This window comes from Fodinibius salipaludis (genome assembly GCF_002287075.1).
GTDB classification, from domain to species: Bacteria; Bacteroidota; Rhodothermia; order Balneolales; family Balneolaceae; genus Fodinibius; species Fodinibius salipaludis.
Map to the genome: position 1 here is coordinate 67,146 of NZ_NSKE01000008.1, position 23,231 is coordinate 90,376.

Annotated in this window: 23 protein-coding genes; 17 read left to right on the forward strand and 6 right to left on the reverse strand. The window is 42.8% G+C overall.

What is annotated here, in order from left to right; genetic code table 11:
* Positions 1-29 precede the first annotated feature (29 nt).
* The 5 genes from CK503_RS11715 to CK503_RS11735 form a co-directional block, all read right to left on the reverse strand.
* Positions 30-1,109, reverse strand: a complete 1,080-nt coding sequence (locus CK503_RS11715) for an AI-2E family transporter (RefSeq protein WP_095607009.1) — start codon at positions 1,107-1,109, stop codon at positions 30-32.
* Positions 1,106-1,774: a regulatory protein RecX gene (locus CK503_RS11720; RefSeq protein ID WP_095607010.1), complete on the reverse strand. Its 669-nt coding sequence runs from the start codon at positions 1,772-1,774 to the stop codon at positions 1,106-1,108. The genes CK503_RS11715 and CK503_RS11720 overlap by 4 nt, the downstream gene beginning before the upstream one ends.
* A gap of 2 nt (positions 1,775-1,776) precedes the next feature.
* Positions 1,777-2,841: a recombinase RecA gene (gene recA / locus CK503_RS11725; RefSeq protein WP_095607011.1), complete on the reverse strand. Its 1,065-nt coding sequence runs from the start codon at positions 2,839-2,841 to the stop codon at positions 1,777-1,779.
* A gap of 208 nt (positions 2,842-3,049) precedes the next feature.
* Positions 3,050-4,240, reverse strand: coding sequence for an aminotransferase class V-fold PLP-dependent enzyme (locus CK503_RS11730; RefSeq protein ID WP_095607012.1), 1,191 nt, complete (start codon positions 4,238-4,240; stop codon positions 3,050-3,052).
* 25 nt (positions 4,241-4,265) lie between these two features.
* The gene (locus CK503_RS11735) at positions 4,266-5,048 is read right to left on the reverse strand and encodes a tryptophan 2,3-dioxygenase (protein ID WP_095607013.1); all 783 of its coding nucleotides are present in this window, start codon (positions 5,046-5,048) and stop codon (positions 4,266-4,268) included.
* 139 nt (positions 5,049-5,187) lie between these two features.
* Here CK503_RS11735 and CK503_RS11740 point away from each other — a divergent pair, with 139 nt between their 5' ends.
* Positions 5,188-6,042, forward strand: a complete 855-nt coding sequence (locus tag CK503_RS11740) for a hypothetical protein (RefSeq protein WP_095607014.1) — start codon at positions 5,188-5,190, stop codon at positions 6,040-6,042.
* On the forward strand, positions 6,039-6,800 hold the full coding sequence (locus CK503_RS11745) for a TatD family hydrolase (protein ID WP_095607015.1): 762 nt from the start codon (positions 6,039-6,041) through the stop codon (positions 6,798-6,800). The genes CK503_RS11740 and CK503_RS11745 overlap by 4 nt, the downstream gene beginning before the upstream one ends.
* On the opposite strand, the gene CK503_RS11750 is transcribed toward CK503_RS11745, so the two are convergent.
* Complete coding sequence (locus tag CK503_RS11750) at positions 6,793-7,920, reverse strand: NAD(P)-dependent oxidoreductase (protein ID WP_095607016.1); 1,128 nt, start codon at positions 7,918-7,920, stop codon at positions 6,793-6,795. The two genes, CK503_RS11745 and CK503_RS11750, sit on opposite strands and share 8 nt — an antisense overlap.
* A 69-nt stretch (positions 7,921-7,989) precedes the next feature.
* Here CK503_RS11750 and CK503_RS11755 point away from each other — a divergent pair, with 69 nt between their 5' ends.
* The 15 genes from CK503_RS11755 (at position 7,990) to CK503_RS11820 (ending at position 23,215) form a co-directional block, all read left to right on the forward strand.
* Positions 7,990-9,336, forward strand: coding sequence for a thymidine phosphorylase (locus CK503_RS11755; RefSeq protein ID WP_095607017.1), 1,347 nt, complete (start codon positions 7,990-7,992; stop codon positions 9,334-9,336).
* A 222-nt stretch (positions 9,337-9,558) separates the two neighbouring features.
* Positions 9,559-9,702, forward strand: a complete 144-nt coding sequence (locus CK503_RS16150; protein ID WP_176466303.1) for a hypothetical protein — start codon at positions 9,559-9,561, stop codon at positions 9,700-9,702.
* A gap of 182 nt (positions 9,703-9,884) precedes the next feature.
* On the forward strand, positions 9,885-10,673 hold the full coding sequence (locus CK503_RS11760; protein ID WP_095607018.1) for a PspA/IM30 family protein: 789 nt from the start codon (positions 9,885-9,887) through the stop codon (positions 10,671-10,673).
* 16 nt (positions 10,674-10,689) lie between these two features.
* Entirely contained in the window at positions 10,690-11,145 is a 456-nt protein-coding gene (locus CK503_RS11765) for a hypothetical protein (protein ID WP_095607019.1), read from the forward strand.
* A gap of 6 nt (positions 11,146-11,151) precedes the next feature.
* The gene (locus tag CK503_RS11770; protein WP_176466304.1) at positions 11,152-12,048 is read left to right on the forward strand and encodes a hypothetical protein; all 897 of its coding nucleotides are present in this window, start codon (positions 11,152-11,154) and stop codon (positions 12,046-12,048) included.
* A gap of 7 nt (positions 12,049-12,055) precedes the next feature.
* Complete coding sequence (locus tag CK503_RS11775; protein WP_095607020.1) at positions 12,056-12,832, forward strand: enoyl-CoA hydratase/isomerase family protein; 777 nt, start codon at positions 12,056-12,058, stop codon at positions 12,830-12,832.
* 84 nt (positions 12,833-12,916) lie between these two features.
* Positions 12,917-14,191, forward strand: coding sequence for a hemolysin family protein (locus CK503_RS11780; RefSeq protein WP_095607021.1), 1,275 nt, complete (start codon positions 12,917-12,919; stop codon positions 14,189-14,191).
* Positions 14,192-14,300: 109 nt separating this feature from the next.
* Positions 14,301-16,013, forward strand: a complete 1,713-nt coding sequence (locus CK503_RS11785) for an ATP-binding protein (protein WP_095607022.1) — start codon at positions 14,301-14,303, stop codon at positions 16,011-16,013.
* A gap of 286 nt (positions 16,014-16,299) precedes the next feature.
* Positions 16,300-16,905: a TetR/AcrR family transcriptional regulator gene (locus CK503_RS11790; RefSeq protein WP_095607023.1), complete on the forward strand. Its 606-nt coding sequence runs from the start codon at positions 16,300-16,302 to the stop codon at positions 16,903-16,905.
* Between the two features lie 6 nt (positions 16,906-16,911).
* Positions 16,912-18,192 carry a TolC family protein gene (locus CK503_RS11795; RefSeq protein WP_095607024.1) on the forward strand — a complete coding sequence of 427 codons (1,281 nt, stop codon included), beginning with the start codon at positions 16,912-16,914 and terminating at the stop codon, positions 18,190-18,192.
* 7 nt (positions 18,193-18,199) lie between these two features.
* Positions 18,200-19,102 (forward strand): HlyD family secretion protein, encoded by a 903-nt coding sequence (locus CK503_RS11800; RefSeq protein ID WP_095607025.1) that lies wholly within the window; start codon positions 18,200-18,202, stop codon positions 19,100-19,102.
* A gap of 119 nt (positions 19,103-19,221) precedes the next feature.
* Positions 19,222-20,145 (forward strand): ABC transporter ATP-binding protein, encoded by a 924-nt coding sequence (locus CK503_RS11805; RefSeq protein WP_095607026.1) that lies wholly within the window; start codon positions 19,222-19,224, stop codon positions 20,143-20,145.
* Positions 20,138-20,878 (forward strand): ABC transporter ATP-binding protein, encoded by a 741-nt coding sequence (locus CK503_RS11810; protein WP_095607027.1) that lies wholly within the window; start codon positions 20,138-20,140, stop codon positions 20,876-20,878. The genes CK503_RS11805 and CK503_RS11810 overlap by 8 nt, the downstream gene beginning before the upstream one ends.
* On the forward strand, positions 20,871-22,004 hold the full coding sequence (locus tag CK503_RS11815; RefSeq protein WP_255233406.1) for an ABC transporter permease: 1,134 nt from the start codon (positions 20,871-20,873) through the stop codon (positions 22,002-22,004). Before CK503_RS11810 ends, CK503_RS11815 begins: the two co-directional genes overlap by 8 nt.
* Before the next feature lie 92 nt (positions 22,005-22,096).
* The gene (locus CK503_RS11820; RefSeq protein WP_095607028.1) at positions 22,097-23,215 is read left to right on the forward strand and encodes an ABC transporter permease; all 1,119 of its coding nucleotides are present in this window, start codon (positions 22,097-22,099) and stop codon (positions 23,213-23,215) included.
* Positions 23,216-23,231: the final 16 nt, after the last annotated feature.

Genomic DNA, 23,231 nt, shown 5'->3' on the forward strand with positions numbered 1-23,231 from the left:
AGACAGATTAAGTGTCAATTTGTGATGAGTTATTCTGCTTCGGGAGAATTGCCCGCTCGAAAAACGTAGTAATTATTAAAGCTCCAGCTAATCTGGTTAAATGTAATTTTAATGATTGTTGCTATGGGTACTGCGACTAACATTCCAAGAATACCGGCAGTTTCGGCACCAATCATAATAATAAACAGGATGGCTACCGGATGAATATCTGCAGAACGAGAGAAGATAAGTGGTTGTAGAATAACGTTATCAAGAATTTGAACGGCAAGTATGGCAAGAATACAAGGCAGAACAAGAGAAAAATCCCCAATTTCAATAATGGAAACGATAATTGATAAAATATATCCGATGATAGGTCCGAAGTAGGGAATGGTATTGGCAATTCCCACCACAATACCAACCGATAAAGAGTTATTAAGGCCAACGATAGAGAGACCTACCCAAGATGTAAAAGCAATGATCAGACTTTGCAACATCACCCCTCGAAAATAGAGTCCCAGCCGGCTTTCAATTTTGTCAATTAAACTGAGGGTCGTCTCAAAATATTTGTTGGGAACAACCTTGAGGAGATCGCGCCGAATTTTTGTACCATCCTTCAGAAAGAAAAAGGTGGCCAGTGGGATTATTAAAGTGGCATAAAAAATGTTGGTAAAAATACCAATGATATTACTCAGTGCCGAAGGAATTTCTCCAACATCAAATAGCTCTTGCAATACTGAAGCTATATTCGAGCTCAAAAATTCTTCGGGGATGAAGGTAAACTTTTGACTAAGCTGATGGTCAATTTTTTGTGTGATGCTTTGAATATTCTCCATATTTAGCTGGCTGGCCAGTTCTACCATTTGGTTTGCCACAATGGGAATAACATTGGTTGAAATCCAAACGAGAATAAGGGCCAGTGAGCTTAAGGTTAGCGTAATAGAAAAGGTTCGATTCATGCCGGCCGATTGCATCCGATTTACCAGCGGATCAAGAATATAACTAAATATCATGGCAACAATTGCATAACCCACCAAGGTACCATATCTAAATAGCAGGTAGCTAATAACAGCAATACCTGCAAGACCCAGCATCGATTTTATGACACGTTCAAGAGTAATGTTTTTCATTGCTCAATGGCTTTCATTAACTCATCGATGTGTTTATAGATACTTGAAGATCGATATCCTTTTCGGGCCAGATGATCAACGACCTTTTTCTTTCTTTTATAGAGGTCTTCTTCTCTCAAAAAGCGTCTTTTTCCCTTTAAAACCAAATGTAACAAAACCTCTTTGATATTTTTATTCTCAAATACTTTTTGGATACTCCGCTCGGCTACAGTGCCCGATATTCCCTTTTTATAGAGGTGTGCCTTTATTTTATTAGGTCCCCATTTGTTCAGATGACTTTTATCTTGAGCAAACTTTACAGCAAAGCTTTCATCATTTAGGTAGCCCTTTTCTTCTAATTCATCGAGTACCTTCTCAATAATATTTTTGGGATACTCCTTGCGAATAGCTTTTGTAAACAGCTCTTTCCGGGAATGGTCGCGACTGCCCAACCGCTTCATCATGTAAGATTTTACTGCAAATCGTCCCTCTTCGCGCTCAATTTTTCTGAGTATTGCATGCGTGATGGTATCGCCATTGGCTAAGTTGAATTTGAGGAGCGTCTGCTCGGAAACACCGATCAGAAACTCCTCGTCAACAAAGATAGAGTAGCGTTCCTTGTTCTTTTTTTGAACACTGATGGAGCTTATTACGCCGGGTAATTGTTGGTCTGATTCATCTCCCATCACTAATCGTCGCTGTCAGAATTTTCTTCCTCATTTTTTTTCTGGCCGTTTTCTTCTGCTTTTTCACTCTCCTCAGAAGGATTCATTTGTTCTCGAACCTGCTTTTCAATTTTTTCAGCAAGCTCTGGATCAGACTCGAGGAATTCGATGGCGTTATCGGTGCCCTGACCAATAGGTTCTCCATCATAGCGATACCAGCTGCCGCGTTTTTCGATGATGTCAAATTCTACCGCCATATCGAGAACTTCGGCCAGGCGCGAAATTCCCTTGCCATAAATAATATTGAACTCAACTTCTTTAAAAGGAGGAGCCACCTTGTTTTTGACCACTTTCACTTTGGTACGGTTCCCAACCATATCGTCGCCTTTTTTGAGCGAGCCGATACGTCGTATATCCAGTCGGACGGAGGAATAGAATTTAAGCGCACGACCGCCGGAAGTTGTTTCAGGGTTGCCGAACATAACCCCAATCTTCTCACGAATTTGGTTAATAAAAATCACCGATGTTCGTGTTTTATTGATAATACCGGTAATTTTACGCATCGCCTGAGACATCAACCGCGCTTGCAGACCCATGTGAGAATCTCCCATCTCTCCTTCGAGCTCAGCCCGTGGAACAAGTGCAGCTACAGAGTCAATTACGATTACATCCAAGGCAGCGGAACGGATGAGAGTTTCGGTAATTTCAAGCGCCTGTTCACCGCTGTCGGGTTGTGAGACGAGCAGTTCGTCGGTATTAATCCCCAGATTTTTAGCATACCGAGGATCAAAAGCATGTTCGGCATCGACGAAAGCGGCATAACCGCCAGCTTTTTGTGCTTCAGCAATAACATGAAGTGCAAGTGTTGTTTTACCACTGGCTTCAGGACCGTAGATCTCGGTAACACGTCCGCGGGGAACGCCGCCCACACCCAGTGCATAATCTACCATAATTGATCCGGTAGAAATACTGGGAACATCCTGGGTGGCTTCATCCCCAAGTCGCATGATGGTGCCTTTGCCGTGCTGTTTTTCGATTTGGCCGATGGCCATTTCCAGTGCCTTTTCGCGATCTTTATTGTCAGACATAAATGAAAGAGTAATTAGATTTTTGTGTTTTCACCGGTCAATATATTAAATAATAATGACAACGTATTGTCAGTCTATGTTCATAAAATATTTCAGAAAACCATTAAGTCACTAAGTCCGTTAAGATATGGATACAAAACACTCCTGTGTTCTTAGTGTCTTTATGGTAGCCTATTTAGTAAGATCGCTGAGATCGGGAATCCTTACATTAAGGATTTATTTTGGATACTACATTTTCCAGCTCATCCATTGCTTTACTTATCTGTTGAGCCGTAATATAAGGCGCTACGCCAAAGCGAAGAATGTCGCCGCGAGCATCGGTAAACACTCCCTGTTCCATTAGCTTTGCTCTGATTGTTCGTGCAAAGGGAGATTGTAAAGCTAAGAATCCGCCAATATTTTCTACAGGCTGTTGGTGGGCAAGTTGAATAACTTCAGTATCAAAGTTACGATCTAAAAAAGTATCTCGCAGCAACTTTATTTGTGCTTGGTATTGCTTATAGAGCACCTGCGGTGTCAATCCCATATTCTCAAAAAACTGAACGACTTTAGCCGCTCTGAATTGTGAGGTAGAATCGAATGTACCGCTGGCAAAACGTTGGTTAGGATCGGCGTAGGATACTTTTTCTTTCTCTTTTGATTCGTCAAGTTTGCTGAATGAGGCAAACCAGCCTGTAATAGCTGGACGCAAATCACAATTTTCGGGATAACGCAAAAAGCAGTTTCCTTCGCCCCACTGGAGATACTTATAACCACCGATTAGAACGAAACAATCCTCGAGGTTTTCATCAGAAATAGAAAGTGGTACAACGTTGGTTCCGTGATAGTCATCAATCATCAGTGGGATGTCATTAGAACGACTAAGTTGAGCAATTTCCGAGATATGCTGATTTATAATCCCACTGTTAAAATAAACGCGCGACAGCATTACGGCTGATACCCGATCATCAATTTGGTTCTCAATTTGTTTAACGATATCATCGGCATGACCATCAACAGTAACGATTTCAAGTCCTTCCTCTTTCAGTCGTTTTAACTGGCGGGACATCGAGTGGAATTCGCTGTCGGTAGTAATGATTTTAGGCTTATTTTGTAGATCAAAACTTGAAAGCCAAGACACTAACAGCTGATGTGTATTTTGTCCCAGGCAATACATCCCATCCGGATCATCGTAAAAGTTGCGCAGATAATTGCGAAGCATTTCAACTTCTTCAAACGCTGTTTCCCATTTGTTGTCCACATCCGAAGCAGCAACATCGAAGGACTCCTGCAGACCTTCTTTGGCAACATCGGGCCACGCTTGATGGGAGTGACCTGTAAAAAGCAGTCGGTTGCTTACATCAAAATGGGAATAATGCGGGGCCAGTTTATTAGCAAGTTGATCTATATCGTGTGACATTGATGTAAATTTTTGTGCTGTGATTTTAAATTTCTGATCGAATTTCCCACAGATCGGGAAAGATGCGTTGGTGCAAAGTTTTGCGCAAATATTCCACACCGCTTGACCCGCCGGTGCCCGTCTTATTACCGATGGTACGTTCCACCATTTTTACATGGCGATAGCGCCATTCCTGCATTCCCTCATCAAAATCCACAAACAACTCGCAGAGCATAGCCGTTTCCTGATCGTTTTGCATGATATCAAGTAAAATTTCTTGGTTTTTCTCTGAAGGATCGTAGAGCAGTCCATTCTTATGTTTACGCTTTGGCATTTCGGCGTCGTATCCTTTGTTCTGAAGATACTCACAAAAACATTCCCAGAGGGTAGGTTCTGCCATACGCTCTTTCATTCGATCCACGTATTGGGGCTGGTGTTCGTGGACTTTGAGTATATGCTCGGATCGATGTCCGCATATAATTTCCACCTCGCGAAACTGCACCGATTGGAATCCGCTGGCCTCATCCAAAAAACCACGGAAGCTCTCAAATTCCAGCGGAGTCATCGTTTCCAAGATGTCAATTTGGGCAACCATCGTTTTTAAAACGGTTAGAATACGTTTCATCGTTTTAATGGCCGCCCAGGTTTTGCCTGTTTTTAGATCATCACGAAGCTTCTCCATCTCGTGCAGAATCTGTTTAAACCACAGTTCGTAGGTTTGATGAATGATGATAAATAGCATTTCATCATGTTCTTCCGGATCAGACTGCAGCTGTTGCAATTCCAGGAGTTCGTCGATTTTGAGATAGTTGCTATAGGTAAGTTTCATCCCGAATAAGTATTTTTATACATTTACACAGCAGCTAATAATAGGTAGAATTTGTGATAGTCTCTATCTTGAATCACAGTTGTTTTATGGAGTTAAAATTGCTTAGATTTGGCGCGGAATTAATAAAAGAAAGGTATTCATGAGTATTTTAATTGCTGATAGTGGCGCTACAAAAACAGAATGGTGTTTAGTTGCTGAAAATGAAACTCAGACCCATTTTACAGAGGGACTTAATCCCTATTATCACACTACCGATAGTATTACAAAAGTTATACGTCAAGATCTATTGCCAGAAATTGAAGAACAAATTGACGAGGTATTCTTTTATGGGGCAGGGTGCGACAGCGATGAAAAAGATCAAGAGGTAAGAGAAGCGCTCGATGCCTGTTTTACGGATTCGGATAATTATGTGTATCACGATTTGTTAGGGGCCGCTCGCGCATGCTTTTGGAATGAATCCGGTATTGCCTGTATCCTTGGGACCGGTTCCAACTCTTGTCTTTATGACGGTGAGAAAATTGTTGAACACATTCCCTCTTTGGCCTTTATTTTGGGTGATGAGGGGAGTGCCGGTTATTTCGGTAAGAAGCTGATTAATAAATATTTTCGTTTTGAAATCCCCGATGACCTAAAGAAAGATCTCGAAGAAAATTATAATATGTCGCTCGATCATATTACAAAAGGATTGTATGACGGTGATCAAAAAAGTCGCTTCGTTGCTTCTTATGGTTCATTTTTAGGTAATCACAGTGATCATCCGTTTGTTCAAAAAATGTTACGAGAGGGTTTTGAAAGTTTTATTACGCGCATTGTTATGAATTACAGCAACGCTCAAGATTACGAAGTGCGTTTTATTGGATCGGTTGCTTTTGCGTACCAAGATTTAATTACAGGGATACTGCAGGAGCATAATTTAAAACCAGGTATCTTTGTTAAGAATCCGATGGAACGACTTGTAACCTTTCATACAGACTCAGCCTTGCAAAAATCGTGATTGATACTCATTGTCACCTGTATCTCGACCAATTTAACGATGATCTTGAAGCCGTTTTAGATCGGGCAGCCGAAACAGGAGTTTCGCATATTTTTCTGCCGGCCATCGATCTGGACTCCCTTCCTAAAATGGATCAGTTTTCCCATCCGGAGATCAGCTTCCATAAGATGGCGGGCATTCATCCAACCAGTATCAATGAAGGCAAAGGGACGGATGAAGAGACGTTGATGGAGCTTTGCAGCCGGGATGATTTTGTGGCGGTGGGCGAAACCGGACTTGATTACTACTGGAGCACCGATTACAAACAAGAACAGGAAGAGAGCTTGCGGATACATTGCAAGGTGGCTAAAGCTGTACAGAAACCGATTGTGCTTCATAATCGTGACAGTACCGCTGATCTCCTTGATATAATTGAAGATGAGCAGGATGGCAGTTTAAATGGTATATGGCATTCGTTTACCGGTAACGTTGAGGAAGGAAAGCGGGCACTGGATTTGGGCTTGGAACTCGGTATCGGCGGCATCTTTACCTTCCGCAATGCCAATGTTGATCAGGCGGTAGCCCGGCTCCCCATCGAGCACATGATGATTGAAACCGACGCCCCCTATTTGGCACCGCATCCCAAGCGCGGTAAACGCAACGAACCGGCTTTCGTGAAACATACCGCCGAGCGGTTGGCTGCAGTGATGGATATATCACTCGAAGAAGTGGAATCTGTTACCGATGAAAATGCGCTACAGTTTTTTGGGGTCAATTAATTGCTGGAAATCCCAAAGGGTTAAGTACCGAAAAGCGTTTAAAATAAGCGGCAGGAAGGTTGATATGTGTAAACTGTTGCCGTAGCGGAAACTCTGCGCGTAGTTTGTTAAAAAGCTCTCCGCGGTTTTCCGGGTTCTCCCTAATAATTGTTTCTAACTGGTTTTCATATTTATTGATGGGATGCAGTGCTGCCAATAGGGATGAAAGTGAATCAAATTGGGAAAGGTCTTTAGCAAAAGTGACTTTTTCATTTTCATGGGTATTGACAGGAAGATCTAATTCAAAGAAATTGATCAGCTTATCTGCAACAAATTTAGAGGCATTTTCTTTGGCCTGTACCGAGTACCCGGCAATATGCGGTGTTTTTAGGAAAGCAGCTCCGGCACTATCGAGATGGATTTCCGGCTCATTCTCCCAGGTGTCAATAATAGCATCTCTAACTGTTCCCTTTTTCATGGCGGCAAGCAAGGCTTTTTCCTCCACTACCCCTCCGCGTGCTGAATTTATAACCAAATGAAAAGTATTGCCTGATAGCTTTTGGTCATCCAACCAGTGAAAGGTCGGAAATTTGCTGTTGCGATTGAGCGGAGTATGAAAGGTCAAAATATCGCAATCCAATACGTTTTCCAGCGAAGACGAGGTAAAATCGGACTCACGTTCTTCTCGCGGAGGATCGTATGCTACCGTTTCCAATCCTAATTTGTTCAGAATTGCTACAACTTTTTTGCCTACATGTCCTACCCCTACAACACCCGCCGTAAGATCAGATAATTGCTTTGATCTTGTTTCCGACCAAAGTAGCAGTGCTGTTGCAATGTATTCAGCTACCGAACGGGCATTGCAGCCGGCAGCGTTGGCAAGCCGGACATTGTGTTTGCCAAGATAATCAGTATCAAGGTGGTCGGTGCCTGAGGAGCCCGTTCCAATAAATTGCAGCTGCGATGGAATATTCGGCAGGGTCTGTTTGTTTATGGGGATAACGGTGCGAATGAGCATAGCTTGTGCCTGGTCAACCTCGGCCGGTAACCCACGGGCGGGATCAAAAAGTTGTAAATTTATGCTTTCCGGTAGATAAGCCTCTATATTATACAGATATTTGTCGGCTAAAACGTTGATCATCAAATTAACAGCAAAAGATTTTTGTAAAAGTAGCAGTTTAGAAATTTAATTAAATAAAGGCATCATTTTATGACATCCAAAGGGTATAATACAGTTTCACTGATTAGAAAAAAGCGAGACGGCAAAGAACTCAATAGAGATGAGATTGCATATCTGATTGATGAGTACACTAAGGATGAGGTGCCGGATTACCAGATGAGTGCATTTTTGATGGCGTCGTATTTAAATGGACTCAATGAGGATGAGGCGGCTTCGCTCACTCATTCCATGCTGCATTCGGGTCGCGTGCTTGATCTCAGTGATATCCCCGGTAAAAAAGTAGATAAGCATTCCACGGGCGGGGTGGGAGATAAGCTCTCCCTGATATTGGCGCCTATTGTTGCCAGTTATGATGTGCCGGTACCGATGATTTCCGGTCGCGGATTGGGACACACAGGCGGTACGCTCGATAAGATGGAGTCCATACCCGGTTTCAACGTGGATATGACGCTGGATCGGTATCAAGATATTTTAGCGAAGTGTCGGATGGTGATGGCGGGACAGACCGAGGAAGTGGCTCCGGCTGATAAGCGTTTGTATGCTCTGCGCGATGTTACGGCGACGGTAGAATCCATTCCGCTGATTGCTGGAAGTATTATGAGTAAAAAACTGGCCGAGGGTATTGATGCCTTGGTATTGGATGTGAAGTTTGGATCAGGTGCCTTTATGAAAACGCGAGAAGACGCGCAGAAATTGGCAGAAACGCTGGTCGCAATTGGCGAAGATTTTGGAAAAGAAACCGTGGCTTATCTGACAAATATGAATCAGCCGCTGGGATACAAAGTGGGGAACTGGCTTGAAATTGAGGAATCGATGGAGGGCTTGCAAGGAGACGGTCCCGATGACGTGATGGAGGTTACGCATATGCTGGCCGGAACCATGATTATGCTGGGCGGAAAGGCCGATTCTGTCGGAGAAGGTATTGCAATGAGTCACAAAGCCGTGGAAAACGGTCAGGCGTTTGAAAAATGGCTGGAACTCACCGAAGAGCAGGGCGGAGATACAAGTGTCTTAAAAGATTTTTCTGCTTATGATCATGCGGAGTACTCTTTTGCTTTTAAGGCGCCCCGATCAGGTTATATAACTGAAATAGATGCCTACAGCATTGGGATGGCATCATTGGAGCTGGGGGCCGGACGTAAGAGAAAAGATGATATTATTGATCCGGCGGCGGGAATTGAGCTACATCATAAAATTGGATCGAAAGTAGAAAAAGGTCAATCCTTGGTTACAGGCTACATGAATAATGAGAACTTTGTTGAGGCCTCGAAGAATTATTTGAAAGATGCTTTTACAATCAAGGATGCAGAACCTGAAAGTACTGATATGATTACACATCGCGTAGATCGTGAGGGCATTCATCCCATCGGAGATTAATGTGGTTAGCCTCCGGGCGTAGCACCACCTCTCATCAGGTAAATACCCAGCGCTACCAATACCAGTGCTAAGGCAACTTTTAGTCTTTTTACTTGAATGCGCTGGGCAATATACCAGCCCGCTGCTGTTCAAACTAATAGTGGAACTACTAAAATTCCGGCTAACGTCCAGTCTACGGCTCCCTGCAGGGCATAACCCACGGTAGCCATTCCGGAAATGAAAATGGATTGTACTGGAGCTAAGGCAACCAAGAGTAGCATGGGCGCTCCTAAAACGATTAGCAACGGAACAGCTAATACAGGCCCCAGTAATCCGCCGGGTAACCCTGACCAACTTATAGGTAAGCCAGATGTAACTATTTTATAACTATACTATCTTATAAAAAAATATACGAGGAGAGTGGGGTGAACTGGATTTTTAAAATTTTTATAACATTTCTCTATCCTTTACGTAAGTTTACTCTGATACATTATTAGATAATATCAGGTATATTATAATATTGATATAATAGTAGGGCAGGGCAAAGTCTAACAAAAACCAATAATACTATGTTTAAAAGATTCGTTCGTGCAATTAAGTCGCTATTCGGTGGATTCGTGAGTTCAATGGAAGATCCAAAACTTATTTTGGAACAGAATATCCGGGATCTCAATGATCAGATTCCCCAGATGAATGAAAATATCGCTACGGTAAAGGCGAATAAGATTATGCTCCAGAAAGAGGTGAATAAGCTGGAGAAAAAGATTGATGATCTTACGGCGAAAATAAAATCAGCCATTCAGGCTGATCGTGATGATATCGCCGAAGGATATGCTATGCAGCTTGAGAAGGCCAAAGAGAATTTAGAGACTTCAAAAGAGCAGCTGAAATTTGCTGAACAGGCTTATGAAAAGGCATTGAAAGTGAAGAAGGCCTTTATGCGTGAGAAGGACCGCAAGATCCAAGAGGCCAAAGAGGCCATGCGTGCCAGTGAAAGAGCAGAATGGCAGGGCAGAATTGCCGATGCGTTGGAACAGTTTGAAACAGGGGGAATGGATCAAACCCATGATGAGATGGTTAACCGACTCAATGAACAGACTGCTAAGAACGAAGCTCGCATGGAGCTGGCGTTAGACAGTATCGATACTGAAACGATGGAAATTGAAGCCAATGCGGAGAAGCTACGTGCTCATGAGTTGGTAGAGCAATTTAAGTCTGAAATGGGCAAAACAACATCATCAGAAAAAGAAAAGAGTGTAGGCTCATCTGACGGTGAAGAAGAAATTGAAATTGATGAGCAGACATCTGAGAAACAACAGGATAAAACGATTGGCAATAAGGAACGATCTCAATCCTAATAAATGGTTTTGAGCCATGGATGACGACAGCAGAAGTGAGCGGGAACGTCTCAAAGAAGAATACAAGGCGCACTATCGTAAGGTGCGCGAAATAAAAGAACGCGTATCACGAGCCAAACGTACACAAAATATTGCCAGTGCGCTCAAAAGCATGGATAAAACCGAGATGCTGAACTCTTTTGATGACTTTCTTTATTCGGTGAAGCATAAGCTGGCCTCGGTCGAAGCCCGGCTTGACTTGGCCATGGATAGCCTTGCAGAGGAACATGAGGATAATGTCAGTGAACAAGAGCTGGATGAGGAGATGAGGAAATCCAAAGCGAAAGACACCTTGCGGCAAGTGAAGTTGGAAATGGGGCTCCTGTATAACGAGATCGAAGAACAGGCAAATAATATCAAGGTAAATAAAACAATTGGCAGGGATTCAACAGCACTATCTGACAGGTCTGACAATGAACTTAAAGAGGAGTAAGTGATTATGAGTGATGATAACTCCATAAATTTTACACGCGAAGCATTTTTGCATCCCATTAATTTAGGGGTGCTGTTGGTTGCAGCTATTTCTGCTTTTGCAATGAGTGGCATGGGGCTGATATCAAGCCTGATTCTTACCATGACATTCGCTGTTGAACTTATGTACCTGGGGATTGTCCCGCGACTGCCCCGATTCCGGAAAGATGTAAAGTTAAAAAAGGTACGGGAACAAAATCCTGCCGCAAAGGAGAAATCAACATTCCAGGAGCTGGATAAAAAAAGTCAGAAACGATTTTTAGTGTTAAAGCACCTTGCCAAACTAATAAAGGAGAATTTTGATAAGCTGCCGTACAGTTCTCAGGGATTGTTGGAAAATATCCGTGATAAGATTAAAGAACTTCTGTCCAATTACCTTACCTTGTTGGATCTCCATAAGCGTTATCGTTTATATATGGATACCTCGGTGGAAGAAAGTTTAAAGCGAGAGGTTCAAAAAGAAGAACGTGAGATACAAAATATGGAATCGGAGCAGTTGAAGAGAACAACAGCACGGCGCGTCGGGATTTTGAAAAAACGTCTCAAAAAATTTGAGGTGGCCAAAGAAAAGTACTTGATCTGTGAGACGCATCTTGAAACCATAGAGGATGCTATCCGATATATTTATGAGCAATCTATGACGATGAGTAATCCCGAAGAAATTGGATTCCAGCTCGATAATCTACTTGAAGAGGTTGAGGAAACATCACAGCTTATTGATGATTTAGATAAGGATATTTTACCTTATAGTTCGGATCTTGACGATATTGATTTGGATTCTGATTTTTTAGAAAATGAAGATGAACTAAAACAGAAAAAAGAACTCGATCCTAAAGTTGACACTTCAAATCGAGTTAAAGAATAAAGAGTTTATGAGTGAATCGTTCAGTACAATTACGTTGGAAATCGATGATAGCGGCATAGCCATTGTAACTATCAATCGCCCCAAAAAGCTAAATGCTTTAAATGATGAGGTATTAAATGAGCTTGCTGATGTCTTTAAGGATATTCAAATAGATGAAGAAATAAATGCTGTGATTGTAAAAGGAGCCGGGGATAAAGCATTTGTTGCTGGAGCTGATATCAAAGAGCTTCGTGAGCTGGATAACCGATCCGGACGAATGGCTTCTCAAAAAGGACAACAGATTTTTCAACTGATCGAGGACACCCGCAAGCCGGTCATTGCTGCTGTAAACGGATATGCATTAGGCGGTGGTGCGGAGCTGGCCATGGCGTGTCACTTGCGTATAGCTGGTGAAAATGCGGTATTTGGCTTGCCGGAAGTTGGATTAGGCTTAATCCCAGGATACGGCGGAACACAGCGCTTACCCGCGTTGATCGGAAAAGCTCGAGCTTTGGAAATGATTTTAACCGGCAAACAAGTAAAAGCCGAAGAAGCCCAACGGCTTGGGTTAGTTAACAAGGTAAGTGCAGATCCCGTAGAAGCATCAAAAGAACTGTTAAATGATATTTTAAAAAATGGTCCTATTGCTGTTAGGGATGCTATCAAGGCTGTTTATCATTCTGATAATCGTTCTGGCTACCAAGTAGAAGCGGATCTGTTTGGCGAACTTTGTGAAACAGAAGATTGTATGGAAGGAACGTCAGCATTTCTTGAAAAGCGAAAGCCCGAGTTTAAAGGGAAATAAGACTTCGTGAAACTTTGATCTTCTAAGAGCTGCTTTTGGTATAATTGTTACACGAAGTTGTCCTAAGAAATTAAACTATTATAAGTGACTGAATTACTCCTCATTATATTAACTATTCTTCTCAGCGGTTTCTTTTCGGGATCAGAGATTGCTTTTGTCAGTTCTAATAGACTAAAGCTGGAGATAGAGTCCCGAAAGGGTTCATGGACGGGACGTATCGTAAATGATTTTATTCATAATCCGGAGACTTTTTTAACCACTACATTAGTCGGTAATAATGTTGTCAATGTAGTGTATGCTACCCTGATGACGATATTTTTGGTGGGGCCTATCACCGAAATTTATCAAAGCTGGATGGGGACCATGCCTTCCGAAGCGTTGGTTTTGGTAATCCAAACGGTGATTGCTTCTGTTGTAATTATGCTTTTTGGTGAAATCATCCCCAAGGCCCTATTCCGTATAAATGCTGATTGGTGGATGAAGATCATTGCGATTCCTCAAAAAGTATGCAATCAGCTATTTAAGCCACTTATCTTTATAGCTGATAAATCCTCGGATTTAATTATTAAGCTCATTAACCCAGAGGTGGATCGCTCGGGCACCGTATTTCGACGAGAAGATGTAGAGCTGATATTTCAAGAATTGCGTGATACGGGGGGGCATGATCTGGATAAAGATGATTCTGAAATTCTTCACAACGTACTTGAGCTTTCGAACAAACGCGTGAAGGAATCGATGATACCACGGACTGATATAGTGGCTGTTGAAAAAAATACCAGTATCGACGAGACGTTAAAGCTTTTTATCTCTTCGGGCTTTTCAAAGCTCCCCGTTTACCAGGAATCTATTGACGATATTATCGGGGTTATTTTTGCTTACGATCTGTTTAGTAATCCCGAAAATCTTTCTGAAATAATACGTCCTATTAAGTTGGTGCCTGCTTCACAGAAATCGAAAGATCTCTTATCGGAATTCCGCAGCTCAAATATTTCGGTAGCTATTGTTATCGATGAATATGGAGGTACGGCCGGGATGATTACCATTGAAGATCTTTTAGAGGAAGTTGTTGGTGATATTCAGGATGAATACGATACCGAAGATCGAATCCTGAAAAAGTTATCCGGCAACAGTTATATTTTAAGTGGCGGAGTCGAGATCGAAGATCTGCTTCAAAAATTTCCCGAGATTGGTCTGCCAGAAGAATCTACTGAATATGAAACAATAGCTGGTTATATCATCAATGAACTGGGCCGTATTCCCAAAGTGAATGAAGAGCTTTTGATCGATGGCAAAAAAGTCATCATTAGTAAAGCAACACCAAGTCGCATCGAAACTGTTAAAGTGATTGTAATGGAGTAAGGTAGTCACAGTGTGGTAGAAGCAGCAAAAAAGAAATATAGGTTAGTAAATTTCCACGTGACTGGTATCCCAAAACTGCATCTTCTGATAACTAATAACTGAAAATTGTATGTTTGATCATTATCCCGGTTGGGCACAGGAATTTGCACAGAAATATCTCAGTCGTACCATCAATCAATTTATCCTGCATGGGAATGTGCATGATTTAGTTCCGCTTCAGCGAAAAGAGCAGTCGGATTTCGTACGGCTGAAGTCGTTCTTGTCAGAAGAGTTTTTCGGCGCGCGTGATTATGTCATTTTCTATGATCGGTCGTCAGGTATTTATTTCAGGGATGGGGAGTCAAAAAAAGATTTCAATAGAGCTCTTTCGGGACGTGATTCCTTGCTGGGAACCGATTGCGCTAATAAAATGCCCAAAGATCCGGTGCGCGTTTTTTCGCTGCTGGAACAGTATTTTCGCGTACGCATCGATGATAAAAAGAGCATTGCCCTGATTATTGATTATGCGAATACCATCGTGCCGATGAACGAAGCCGGTGCCAGTGGATCAGAAGATCGTACGTCGATGGTGTATCTTTCGCGATGGGCGCATGACCCCATGTTTTTAGCGGCGGATTTTACCACGGTGTTGCTTACCGAAAATCTGGCAGATCTGAATAAAACGCTGGTACAAAATCCCTATACAACGGATATCAAAATTAATATTCCTGATGAACAGCAGCGCCGGCAGTTTATTGATTTTGAGTCTTCAGGTGAAGAATTTCAGGCGTTTTCTGAGGTTAGTGAGAAAGTAGTAGTCCAGCAAACGGCGGGACTCAATTTTATCAATCTCCGTAGTATTCTTTCCAATGCTCGGGAGAATAAAGAGAAAATAACCCACGATCGGCTATCTGAAGCAAAAAAGGAATTGATCGAAGCCGAGGCATACGGACTGCTTGAATTTGTAGAGACAGAATATACGCTTGATGATGTTGCAGGACATACGAAAGTAAAAGAGCATCTTCGTCATGCCGTGCAGGCACTTAAAAGTGGCCGGCAGGATGTACTCCCCATGGGGTATTTGGTTTGTGGACCAGTGGGAACAGGTAAAACGTTTTTGGTGACTTGTTTTGCAAGTGAGGTAGGTATCCCAATGGTGAAATTGAAAAATTTTCGCAGTCAATGGCAGGGCGTGACCGAAGGAAACTTGGAAAAAATTCTTGGGATTCTCAAAGCGATGTCCCCCGTGGCAGTGATGATTGATGAAGCCGATGCCTATCTTGGCGATCGCGATGCCAGCGGAGACAGTGGTGTTTCCAGCCGCGTTTTTTCGCAGATTGCCACCTTTATGAGCGACACCCGAAATCGCGGTGAAATCATCTGGTTTTTAATGACTGCGCGTCCCGATTTGATGCCGGTGGATCTCAAACGCCAGGGCCGAGCCGAAGAGCACCTGGCGTTGTTCCCACCTCATACCAAAGAAGAACGGGTAGAACTTTTTAATGCGATGAAAAAGAAAACAGGTCTGCAGCTTACCGAAGAATACACACCACAGGTTATTGAGCAGGGGTTAAAAACCTTCTCGGGTGCAGATATGGAAGCAGCTCTTACTCGAGCAAAATTCCGAGCAGCTGCACAGGATCTCGACGAAGTAACGCCTGAAATTTTGGATTTGGCACTCAACGATTTTCTTCCACCCACCTATCCGGAGGAAATCGAGCTCCAAACGCTCAGTGCCGTTATTGAATGTACCTCCAAAGAATTGCTACCCGAGCGATACCAAGAAATGGATCGTGGGGAAATTCTTAGCAAGATCGAAGAATTAAAGTATCGGATCGGTTAAGCAGTACCTGTTCATCGGATCGTTAAACTTGTGATCCGATGAATAAACGTATTACGATTTCCGGCTAAACCTGATAGAATTTAGAACGCCGGCAGTTTTTTTTATTACCCTTTCTAAAGTTGTAAATCCTCCGTGTCATACTGGAACCCGATGCATCGGGATAGACTTTGTTTCAGCTTTTAATTTTAAGCTCCAATAAAATGAATAAACTAATTAATTCAACCATTTAGTTGAATTAATTAGTTGAAATCTGTAGGTTACAAATGAACTTGAAACAAATTGAATTATGTCAGAAGAATTACAGACCCAAGAACAGATATTAGAAGCGGCAAAACAGGTTTTTCAGGAACGCGGTTTTTCCGGGGCACGCATGCAGGAAATTGCCGATGAGGCAGAGATCAACAAGTCGATGCTGCACTATTATTTCCGTAGCAAGGACAAACTTTTTCAGAAGGTATTTCAGGATAGTATTCGGCAGTTTTTTCCGGAAATACTAAAAGTGCTGAATGCAGATTTGGCGCTCGTTCCCAAGATCGAAAAGCTGGTAGAAACCTATTACGAGATGTTTAAAAAGCATCCGCACTTGCCGCGCTTTGTGATTCACGAGATGAATCAACATCCCGACCGTTTCAGAGGGTTTGTTAGAAAAGAAGGTTTTGAAATTCCAGAACGATTTGTAGAACAAATTAAGACTGAAATTGCATCTGGCACTATGCGCAAGATTGACCCCCGTGAATTTATCATCAACACCATTGGACTCTGCGTGTTTCCGCTTATTGCCCGTCCTATGGTAGAGACCGTTTTTGATATGAGTGAAGATCAGTACCGGCAATTTTTAGAGCAGCGGAAGAAAGAGCTGCCGAAGTTTATTCTAAACGCTGTAAAAAGGTAAGTCAAAATGCTAACCGCACTACTGTTTTCTATCATAACATTGGTAGGCGTTCAGCCGACACCCACAGATACGCTTTCACTTGAGGATATCCAGACGCAAATTGAGGAGAACTATCCGCTGGCCCAAAAGATCGATTTACAGAACCAGATTACCGAACTCAACAAAAAGATTGCCAGTACGGCGGCTTATCCGCAGCTCAATTTTGGGGCTATCGCAACTTACCAATCCGAAGTAACTGAATTTCCGTTTCCATCCGGCGGATCGTTTACCGCAGCCCAGCTCAGTAAAGATCAGTATAAAGCCACGGTAGAGGCATCACAGACTATTTATAACAGCGGTGCAGTAGGCATCAGAGAAGAGCTTGAGGAAGCCCGTGGGCAGAGACAAAATAAAGCCACGGAAGTAGAGTTGCATCAATTTAAAGAGCAGGTGAATCAGGTTTTTTTTGGGATATTGTTAGCTCAGGAGCAGCTTCACGTTATTAGCAAGCTGATGAAAAACCTCAGAGCCCAAATTAAAGAGGTATCCTCTAAAGTAGAGCATGGGGTGCTCCTTCCGAGTCAGAAATATACGCTGGAAGCAGAGCTTATTAACGCCCGACAGGATTCCGCTGAAATTCGATCTAATATCTCCTCCGGGTATCAAATGTTAAGTAATCTTATTGGAGAGGAGATTAATCCCCATACAAAACTTCAAATGCCGGAAGTAAATTTACCTTCGGACGAGAAAATGCCAAGGCAGCGTTCCGAATTTGAGCTTTTTGAAAGTAATCGTGAAGTGTTGAGTTACCAAAAAAAATTGGCGCAGACCGAGAAATGGCCCACGCTATCAGCATTTGGCAGTGCTGCTTATGGGCGTCCGGGTTATAATGTGTTTGAGGATGAGTTTCATGCCTTTTATATGGTGGGTTTACGACTGCAATGGAACTTTTGGAATGCACAGAATGCAGTAAAAAAGAAGCAGACTTATAAGTTGCAACAGAAAACAATCACTGAAGAAGAACGGGCATTTGAGCGTCAGCTAAAAGCAAGTTTAAGTAAGATCAGGGAGCAGGTAGAATTATTTGAGGAGAAGGTAAAGCAGGATGAGCAGATTATCGAACTGCGAGAAAAAGTGGTGGATGAAAAAGCAAGTCAGATGAAAAACGGCAGTGTCACGGCAACGGAATATATCACGGAGTTGAACAAGGTTACACAGGCCTGGCTGTCGAAGATGATTCATCGAACAAAACTGGCACAGACGAAAATCGATTATCAAACAGCATTAGGTATAACTGAATATAGATAAAGACGAGATGATGAGATCTAAGAGAAATAGTTTGTATGGGATTTTTTTAGGTGTTCTCTTTTTTGTGATGATGAGTGGGTGCGCTAATAACGAAAGGTCGGATGCCTACGGACAATTTGAAGCGGTAGAAACGACCGTATCGGCGAAGGCCTCCGGGGAACTGTTGTCCTTTACCATTTCGGAGGGAGAGGCTGTTTCGGCGGGGAAACAAGTGGCAGTAATTGATACGGTACAGTCGAGTTTGAAAAGAGAGGAGCTTGCATCTCAGCGAGAAGCCGCGGAATCACAAATAGATAATATTGATGCAGAAATTGCAGTACAGCAACAAAAACTGGAAACGGCACAGAAAAATCTGGAAAGAATCCGCGCAATGAGAGAGGATGAGGCAGCTACTGTACAGCAGCTGGATGACGCAGAGGGAAAGGTACAGACAATTCAAAAACAGATTGAGGCTTTGGAAAGCCAGAAAAAATCGGCGCGTGCAGAAATTAAAACGATAGGTGCACGATTAAATCAGGTTAAACAACAGCTAAACGATACTCATGTAATGAATCCCGTAAATGGGACGGTGCTTACGACTTTTGTTGAACAGCACGAGCTTGTTGGTCAGGGACAGCCCCTTTACCAGATTGCTAATCTGGATACCCTGGATTTAAGAGTGTATATCAGTGGAGCACAATTGCCTTCAGTAAAGTTGGGACAGCAGGTAGAAGTGTTGGTTGATAAAAATGCGGATGAAAATCAGTCAATGTCCGGACATATAAGCTGGATCGCATCGGATGCTGAGTTTACGCCGAAAATGATACAGACGAAAGAAGAGCGCGTAACCCAGGTGTATGCTGTTAAGGTAAAGGTGCCCAATCCCGATGGGATTTTAAAAATTGGAATGCCCGGAGAAGTGAATTTTTAGGCAATAGCCATAATGTCATCCTGAACCCCCGATGTATCGGGACAAGCTTTGTTTCAGGATCTTAAACATCATTTATAATTGTAGATGCTGAAATAAATTCGGCATGACAAGCTTTTATTATGAAACCAATAAGTGTACATCATGCGCACAAAAGTTATGGGGCTAAAGAAGCCGTTAAGGGAATATCCTTTGAAGTGGATGAAGGATTGCTCTTTGGATTGATAGGTCCGGATGGGGCGGGAAAAACAACCATCTTTCGAATATTAACAACCTTGCTGAAGCCCGACAAAGGAGAGGCCTTAGTATTAGGATTGGATGTAGTAGATGATTATCGACAGATCCGTAAACATGTGGGATATATGCCCGGCCGCTTTTCGCTTTACCAGGATCTTTCGGTGGAAGAGAATGTAGCGTTTTTTGCCTCAGTATTTGGAACAACTATTGATGCTAATTACGATCTTATTGAGCCTATTTACAGTCAGCTGGAACCCTTCAAGGATCGATTAGCCGGGGCCTTGTCCGGGGGGATGAAACAGAAGCTGGCCTTAAGCTGTGCTCTCATCCATAAGCCGGAAGTATTGTTTTTGGATGAGCCTACCACAGGGGTAGATGCGGTATCACGCAAAGAGTTTTGGCAGATGCTACATCGTCTAAAAGAAGAAAATATTACCATTTTGGTATCAACACCTTATATGGATGAGGCCGAGCAATGCGATCGCGTTGCCCTCATGCAAGATGGGCAAATTCTTTCCATAGATACTCCTGAGCGTATCACAAAAACATTTCATAACCAGCTTTGGGCCATAAAGACAGAGAACAAATATCAGCTTATTCAACTACTTCGTTCTTATGAATATGCAGAATCGGTGCAGCCCTTTGGTGAATATGTGCATTACACCGATAAGCGCGAAGAGGTACAGGCCGAGCATATAATGGAATATTTGAAATCAAAGGGTGTGATCAATCCAACGGTTGTGGCCATTGCCCCAGATATTGAGGATACCTTTATGCGGCTAATGGAACAGGAGGAGACTTATGAATAATCCAATGATAAAGGCAGAAAAGTTAACACGAAAATTCGGTGACTTTACCGCGGTAGACCATATTTCATTTGAAGTGGGGGCGGGGGAGATCTTTGGATTCCTGGGCGCTAATGGAGCCGGTAAGACGACAGCCATGCGTATGCTCACCGGGTTGCTGGTGCCCACTGAGGGGGAGGCAACGGTTGCCGGCTATGACGTGTATGAGCAGCCTGAGCAGATTAAGAAACGTATCGGTTATATGAGTCAGAAGTTTTCGCTGTACGAGGATCTAACAGTACGTGAAAATATTCGGTTGTATGGCGGTATTTATGATTTGGGAGACCAACAGATTAAGCAGAAATCAGATGAACTTGTGAATATGCTTGGAATGAAAGAGCTTCAAAATAAAATGATCGGTTCATTACCCTTGGGGTGGAAGCAGAAGCTGGCTTTTTCGGTAGCCCTGCTTCATGAGCCGGATATCGTATTTCTTGATGAGCCCACCGGCGGTGTTGATCCTATTACGCGGCGACAGTTTTGGGAGCAGATCTACAAAGTGGCTGAAGAAGGAACCACCGTTTTTGTGACTACCCACTATATGGATGAAGCCGAGTATTGCGATCGGGTTTCAATTATGGTAGATGGCAATATTGATGCTTTAGATACCCCGGCCGGACTCAAAGAGCAATTTGATGCCGATGATATTGAAGAAGTATTTATAAGGCTGGCCCGGGGTGCCGAACGAGGTGAATAATCGAATACAAAATAAAATTGCGGCCTTTGTCGGTTTTGTGGTCAAAGAATTTAAACAGATTTACCGCGACAAGCGTACCTTGGTAGTACTTTTTGGGATGCCGATTATTCAGATGCTATTGTTTGGGTTTGCCATCCGTAATGAGGTGGAAAATGCCAATATAATGGTACTGGATGCCTCCCAAGATCAGGTTACGCAGGAACTCATTAATAAAATCGATGCCTCCAACTATTTTACAGTGGTGGGAGAGATACAGCGGTACGATAAGATTGACGACCTTTTTCAGAAAGGAAATATTGATGAAGTATTGGTCTTTGAAGCTGATTTCGCCCGGAAGCTACAGCGTGGTGAACGCCCCTCGGTTAATGTGATTACGGATGCTTCAAATCCTAATTTAGCTCAGCTTATCCAGCAGTATTCTACCTCTATTATTGTGGATTGGCAACAGCGCAGAAGCGGACTACCCAATGAGCAAAACAGTGGAGTAGTCGCAAATGCGAACATGCTGTTTAATCCACAGCTCAAAAGTGTAAATCTATTTGTACCGGGACTTATCGCTGTAATATTGATGCTCATCTCAGCATTGATGACCTCTATTTCTATCACTCGCGAAAAAGAGATGGGTAATATGGAGATTTTGCTCGTTTCGCCACTGCGTCCGGCGCAGATAATCATCGGCAAGGTATTGCCATATTTGGTATTGGCTTTTGTAAATGTCCTAACGGTTTTAGCACTGGCTGAATGGGTGTTCGCGGTTCCGTTTCGTGGTTCATACGGACTTTTTATGGTGGAATCTCTGCTGTTCATTTTTACCGCGTTGGCGCTCGGTGTATTTATCTCAACCAAAGCCAACGACCAGCAGACAGCCATGATGGTGGCACTGGCGGGACTGTTGCTGCCAACCGTACTTTTATCAGGATTTATCTTTCCCATCTCCAGCATGCCTTGGCCGCTGCAGTGGATCAGTAATCTGATTCCGGCCCGTTGGTTTTTAGTAATTGTTCGCAGCATCATGCTCAAAGATTCAAGCTTGCTATTGTTGTGGAAAGAAACGCTGATATTACTTGTGATGACGCTCGGATTTATTGTATTGAGCGTGAAGAATTTTAAGGTGAGGTTAGAATAGCTATCAGTAAGTAAAGTTTTAACAGCTTGCTGATAACTGATTACCAAAGTAATAGTGTTATAAAATTGTTGAATTATTAAGTAGCTATATAAATGAGAACGATTCGATTCTTACTCCAAAAAGAGTTTCTGCAGATTTTCCGGAATAAGGGAATGTTGCCTATTATCTTCCTGATGCCCGTCGTACAGTTGGTTCTGCTGTCCTTTGCAGCGACCTACGAAATACGAGAAGTAAATTTCCATTTGATTGATTTTGATCAGTCCGAGGCTTCTCAACAGTTAGTTCAAAAATTTCAGGCGACTGGGTATTTTAACCTGCAAAGCAGTTCGTTTAATGTTGATGACGGAATTGAAAAAATGCGTAGTAACGATGTCCGTTTAGCTTTAGTGATTCCGCAGGATTTTGAACAGCGTTTAAAATTGGGACAATTTGCTTCGGTGCAGTTGAATATTGATGCCGTGGACGGTACAACGGCGGGACTCATCCAGGGGTACGGGCGATCTATTATACAAGATTTTAGCAGCAGGATTCGACCAAATGTTGAGAACATCAAACTTACTAATCAGCAAGGGATTGAAGTTATTCCTGCCAGCTGGTACAATCCCAACCTTGATTATATCCAGTACATGGTGCCGGGCATTTTAGTGGTTCTTATTTCGATGATCGGGATGTTTTTATCAGGGATGAATATAGTGCGCGAACGTGAAATCGGCACTATCGAGCAGCTAAACGTTACGCCTATCAAGCGATACCAGTTTATTATCGGCAAGCTACTTCCATTTTGGATTATAGCTCTTTTTGAGCTGGGTATTGGATTACTCATCGCTTACTACGGTTTTGGCGTCCCTTTTGTGGGGAGCGCATGGTTGCTTTTTGGGATTGCCGGAATCTTTTTGCTGGTGGTGCAGGGACTTGGATTGTTTATATCCACAATTACAGATACCCAACAGCAGGCGATGTTCATTGCATGGTTTCTCATGGTAGTATTTATCCTGATGGGCGGATTGTTTACGCCCATTCAAAGCATGCCGGTTTGGGCACAGGAGCTGACGATCTTCAATCCCATTGCGCATTTTATTGAGATTATGCGGAGTGTAATGCTTAAAGGGGCGGGTTGGTTCGAAGTTCAGCACTTAGTTGGATTACTCACGGTGATGGCTGTATTAATTCTGCCCGCCTCCATTTTCAGGTACCGTAAATCGACATCTTGATAATTATTTACTCATA

Excerpts from the sequence above, each read along its gene's own strand:
- CK503_RS11715 (WP_095607009.1), bottom strand. The coding sequence starts at position 1,109 with ATGAAAAACATTACTCTTGAACGTGTCATAAAATCGATGCTGGGTCTT.
- CK503_RS11720 (WP_095607010.1), bottom strand. The coding sequence starts at position 1,774 with ATGGGAGATGAATCAGACCAACAATTACCCGGCGTAATAAGCTCCATC.
- CK503_RS11785 (WP_095607022.1), top strand. The coding sequence starts at position 14,301 with ATGTTTGATCATTATCCCGGTTGGGCACAGGAATTTGCACAGAAATAT.
- CK503_RS11770 (WP_176466304.1), top strand. The coding sequence starts at position 11,152 with ATGAGTGATGATAACTCCATAAATTTTACACGCGAAGCATTTTTGCAT.
- recA (WP_095607011.1), bottom strand. The coding sequence starts at position 2,841 with ATGTCTGACAATAAAGATCGCGAAAAGGCACTGGAAATGGCCATCGGC.
- CK503_RS11790 (WP_095607023.1), top strand. The coding sequence starts at position 16,300 with ATGTCAGAAGAATTACAGACCCAAGAACAGATATTAGAAGCGGCAAAA.
- CK503_RS11755 (WP_095607017.1), top strand. The coding sequence starts at position 7,990 with ATGACATCCAAAGGGTATAATACAGTTTCACTGATTAGAAAAAAGCGA.
- CK503_RS11775 (WP_095607020.1), top strand. The coding sequence starts at position 12,056 with ATGAGTGAATCGTTCAGTACAATTACGTTGGAAATCGATGATAGCGGC.
- CK503_RS16150 (WP_176466303.1), top strand. The coding sequence starts at position 9,559 with ATGGATTGTACTGGAGCTAAGGCAACCAAGAGTAGCATGGGCGCTCCT.
- CK503_RS11805 (WP_095607026.1), top strand. The coding sequence starts at position 19,222 with ATGAAACCAATAAGTGTACATCATGCGCACAAAAGTTATGGGGCTAAA.
- CK503_RS11800 (WP_095607025.1), top strand. The coding sequence starts at position 18,200 with ATGATGAGATCTAAGAGAAATAGTTTGTATGGGATTTTTTTAGGTGTT.
- CK503_RS11795 (WP_095607024.1), top strand. The coding sequence starts at position 16,912 with ATGCTAACCGCACTACTGTTTTCTATCATAACATTGGTAGGCGTTCAG.
- CK503_RS11810 (WP_095607027.1), top strand. The coding sequence starts at position 20,138 with ATGAATAATCCAATGATAAAGGCAGAAAAGTTAACACGAAAATTCGGT.
- CK503_RS11765 (WP_095607019.1), top strand. The coding sequence starts at position 10,690 with ATGGATGACGACAGCAGAAGTGAGCGGGAACGTCTCAAAGAAGAATAC.
- CK503_RS11730 (WP_095607012.1), bottom strand. The coding sequence starts at position 4,240 with ATGTCACACGATATAGATCAACTTGCTAATAAACTGGCCCCGCATTAT.
- CK503_RS11750 (WP_095607016.1), bottom strand. The coding sequence starts at position 7,920 with ATGATCAACGTTTTAGCCGACAAATATCTGTATAATATAGAGGCTTAT.
- CK503_RS11760 (WP_095607018.1), top strand. The coding sequence starts at position 9,885 with ATGTTTAAAAGATTCGTTCGTGCAATTAAGTCGCTATTCGGTGGATTC.
- CK503_RS11740 (WP_095607014.1), top strand. The coding sequence starts at position 5,188 with ATGAGTATTTTAATTGCTGATAGTGGCGCTACAAAAACAGAATGGTGT.
- CK503_RS11735 (WP_095607013.1), bottom strand. The coding sequence starts at position 5,048 with ATGAAACTTACCTATAGCAACTATCTCAAAATCGACGAACTCCTGGAA.
- CK503_RS11820 (WP_095607028.1), top strand. The coding sequence starts at position 22,097 with ATGAGAACGATTCGATTCTTACTCCAAAAAGAGTTTCTGCAGATTTTC.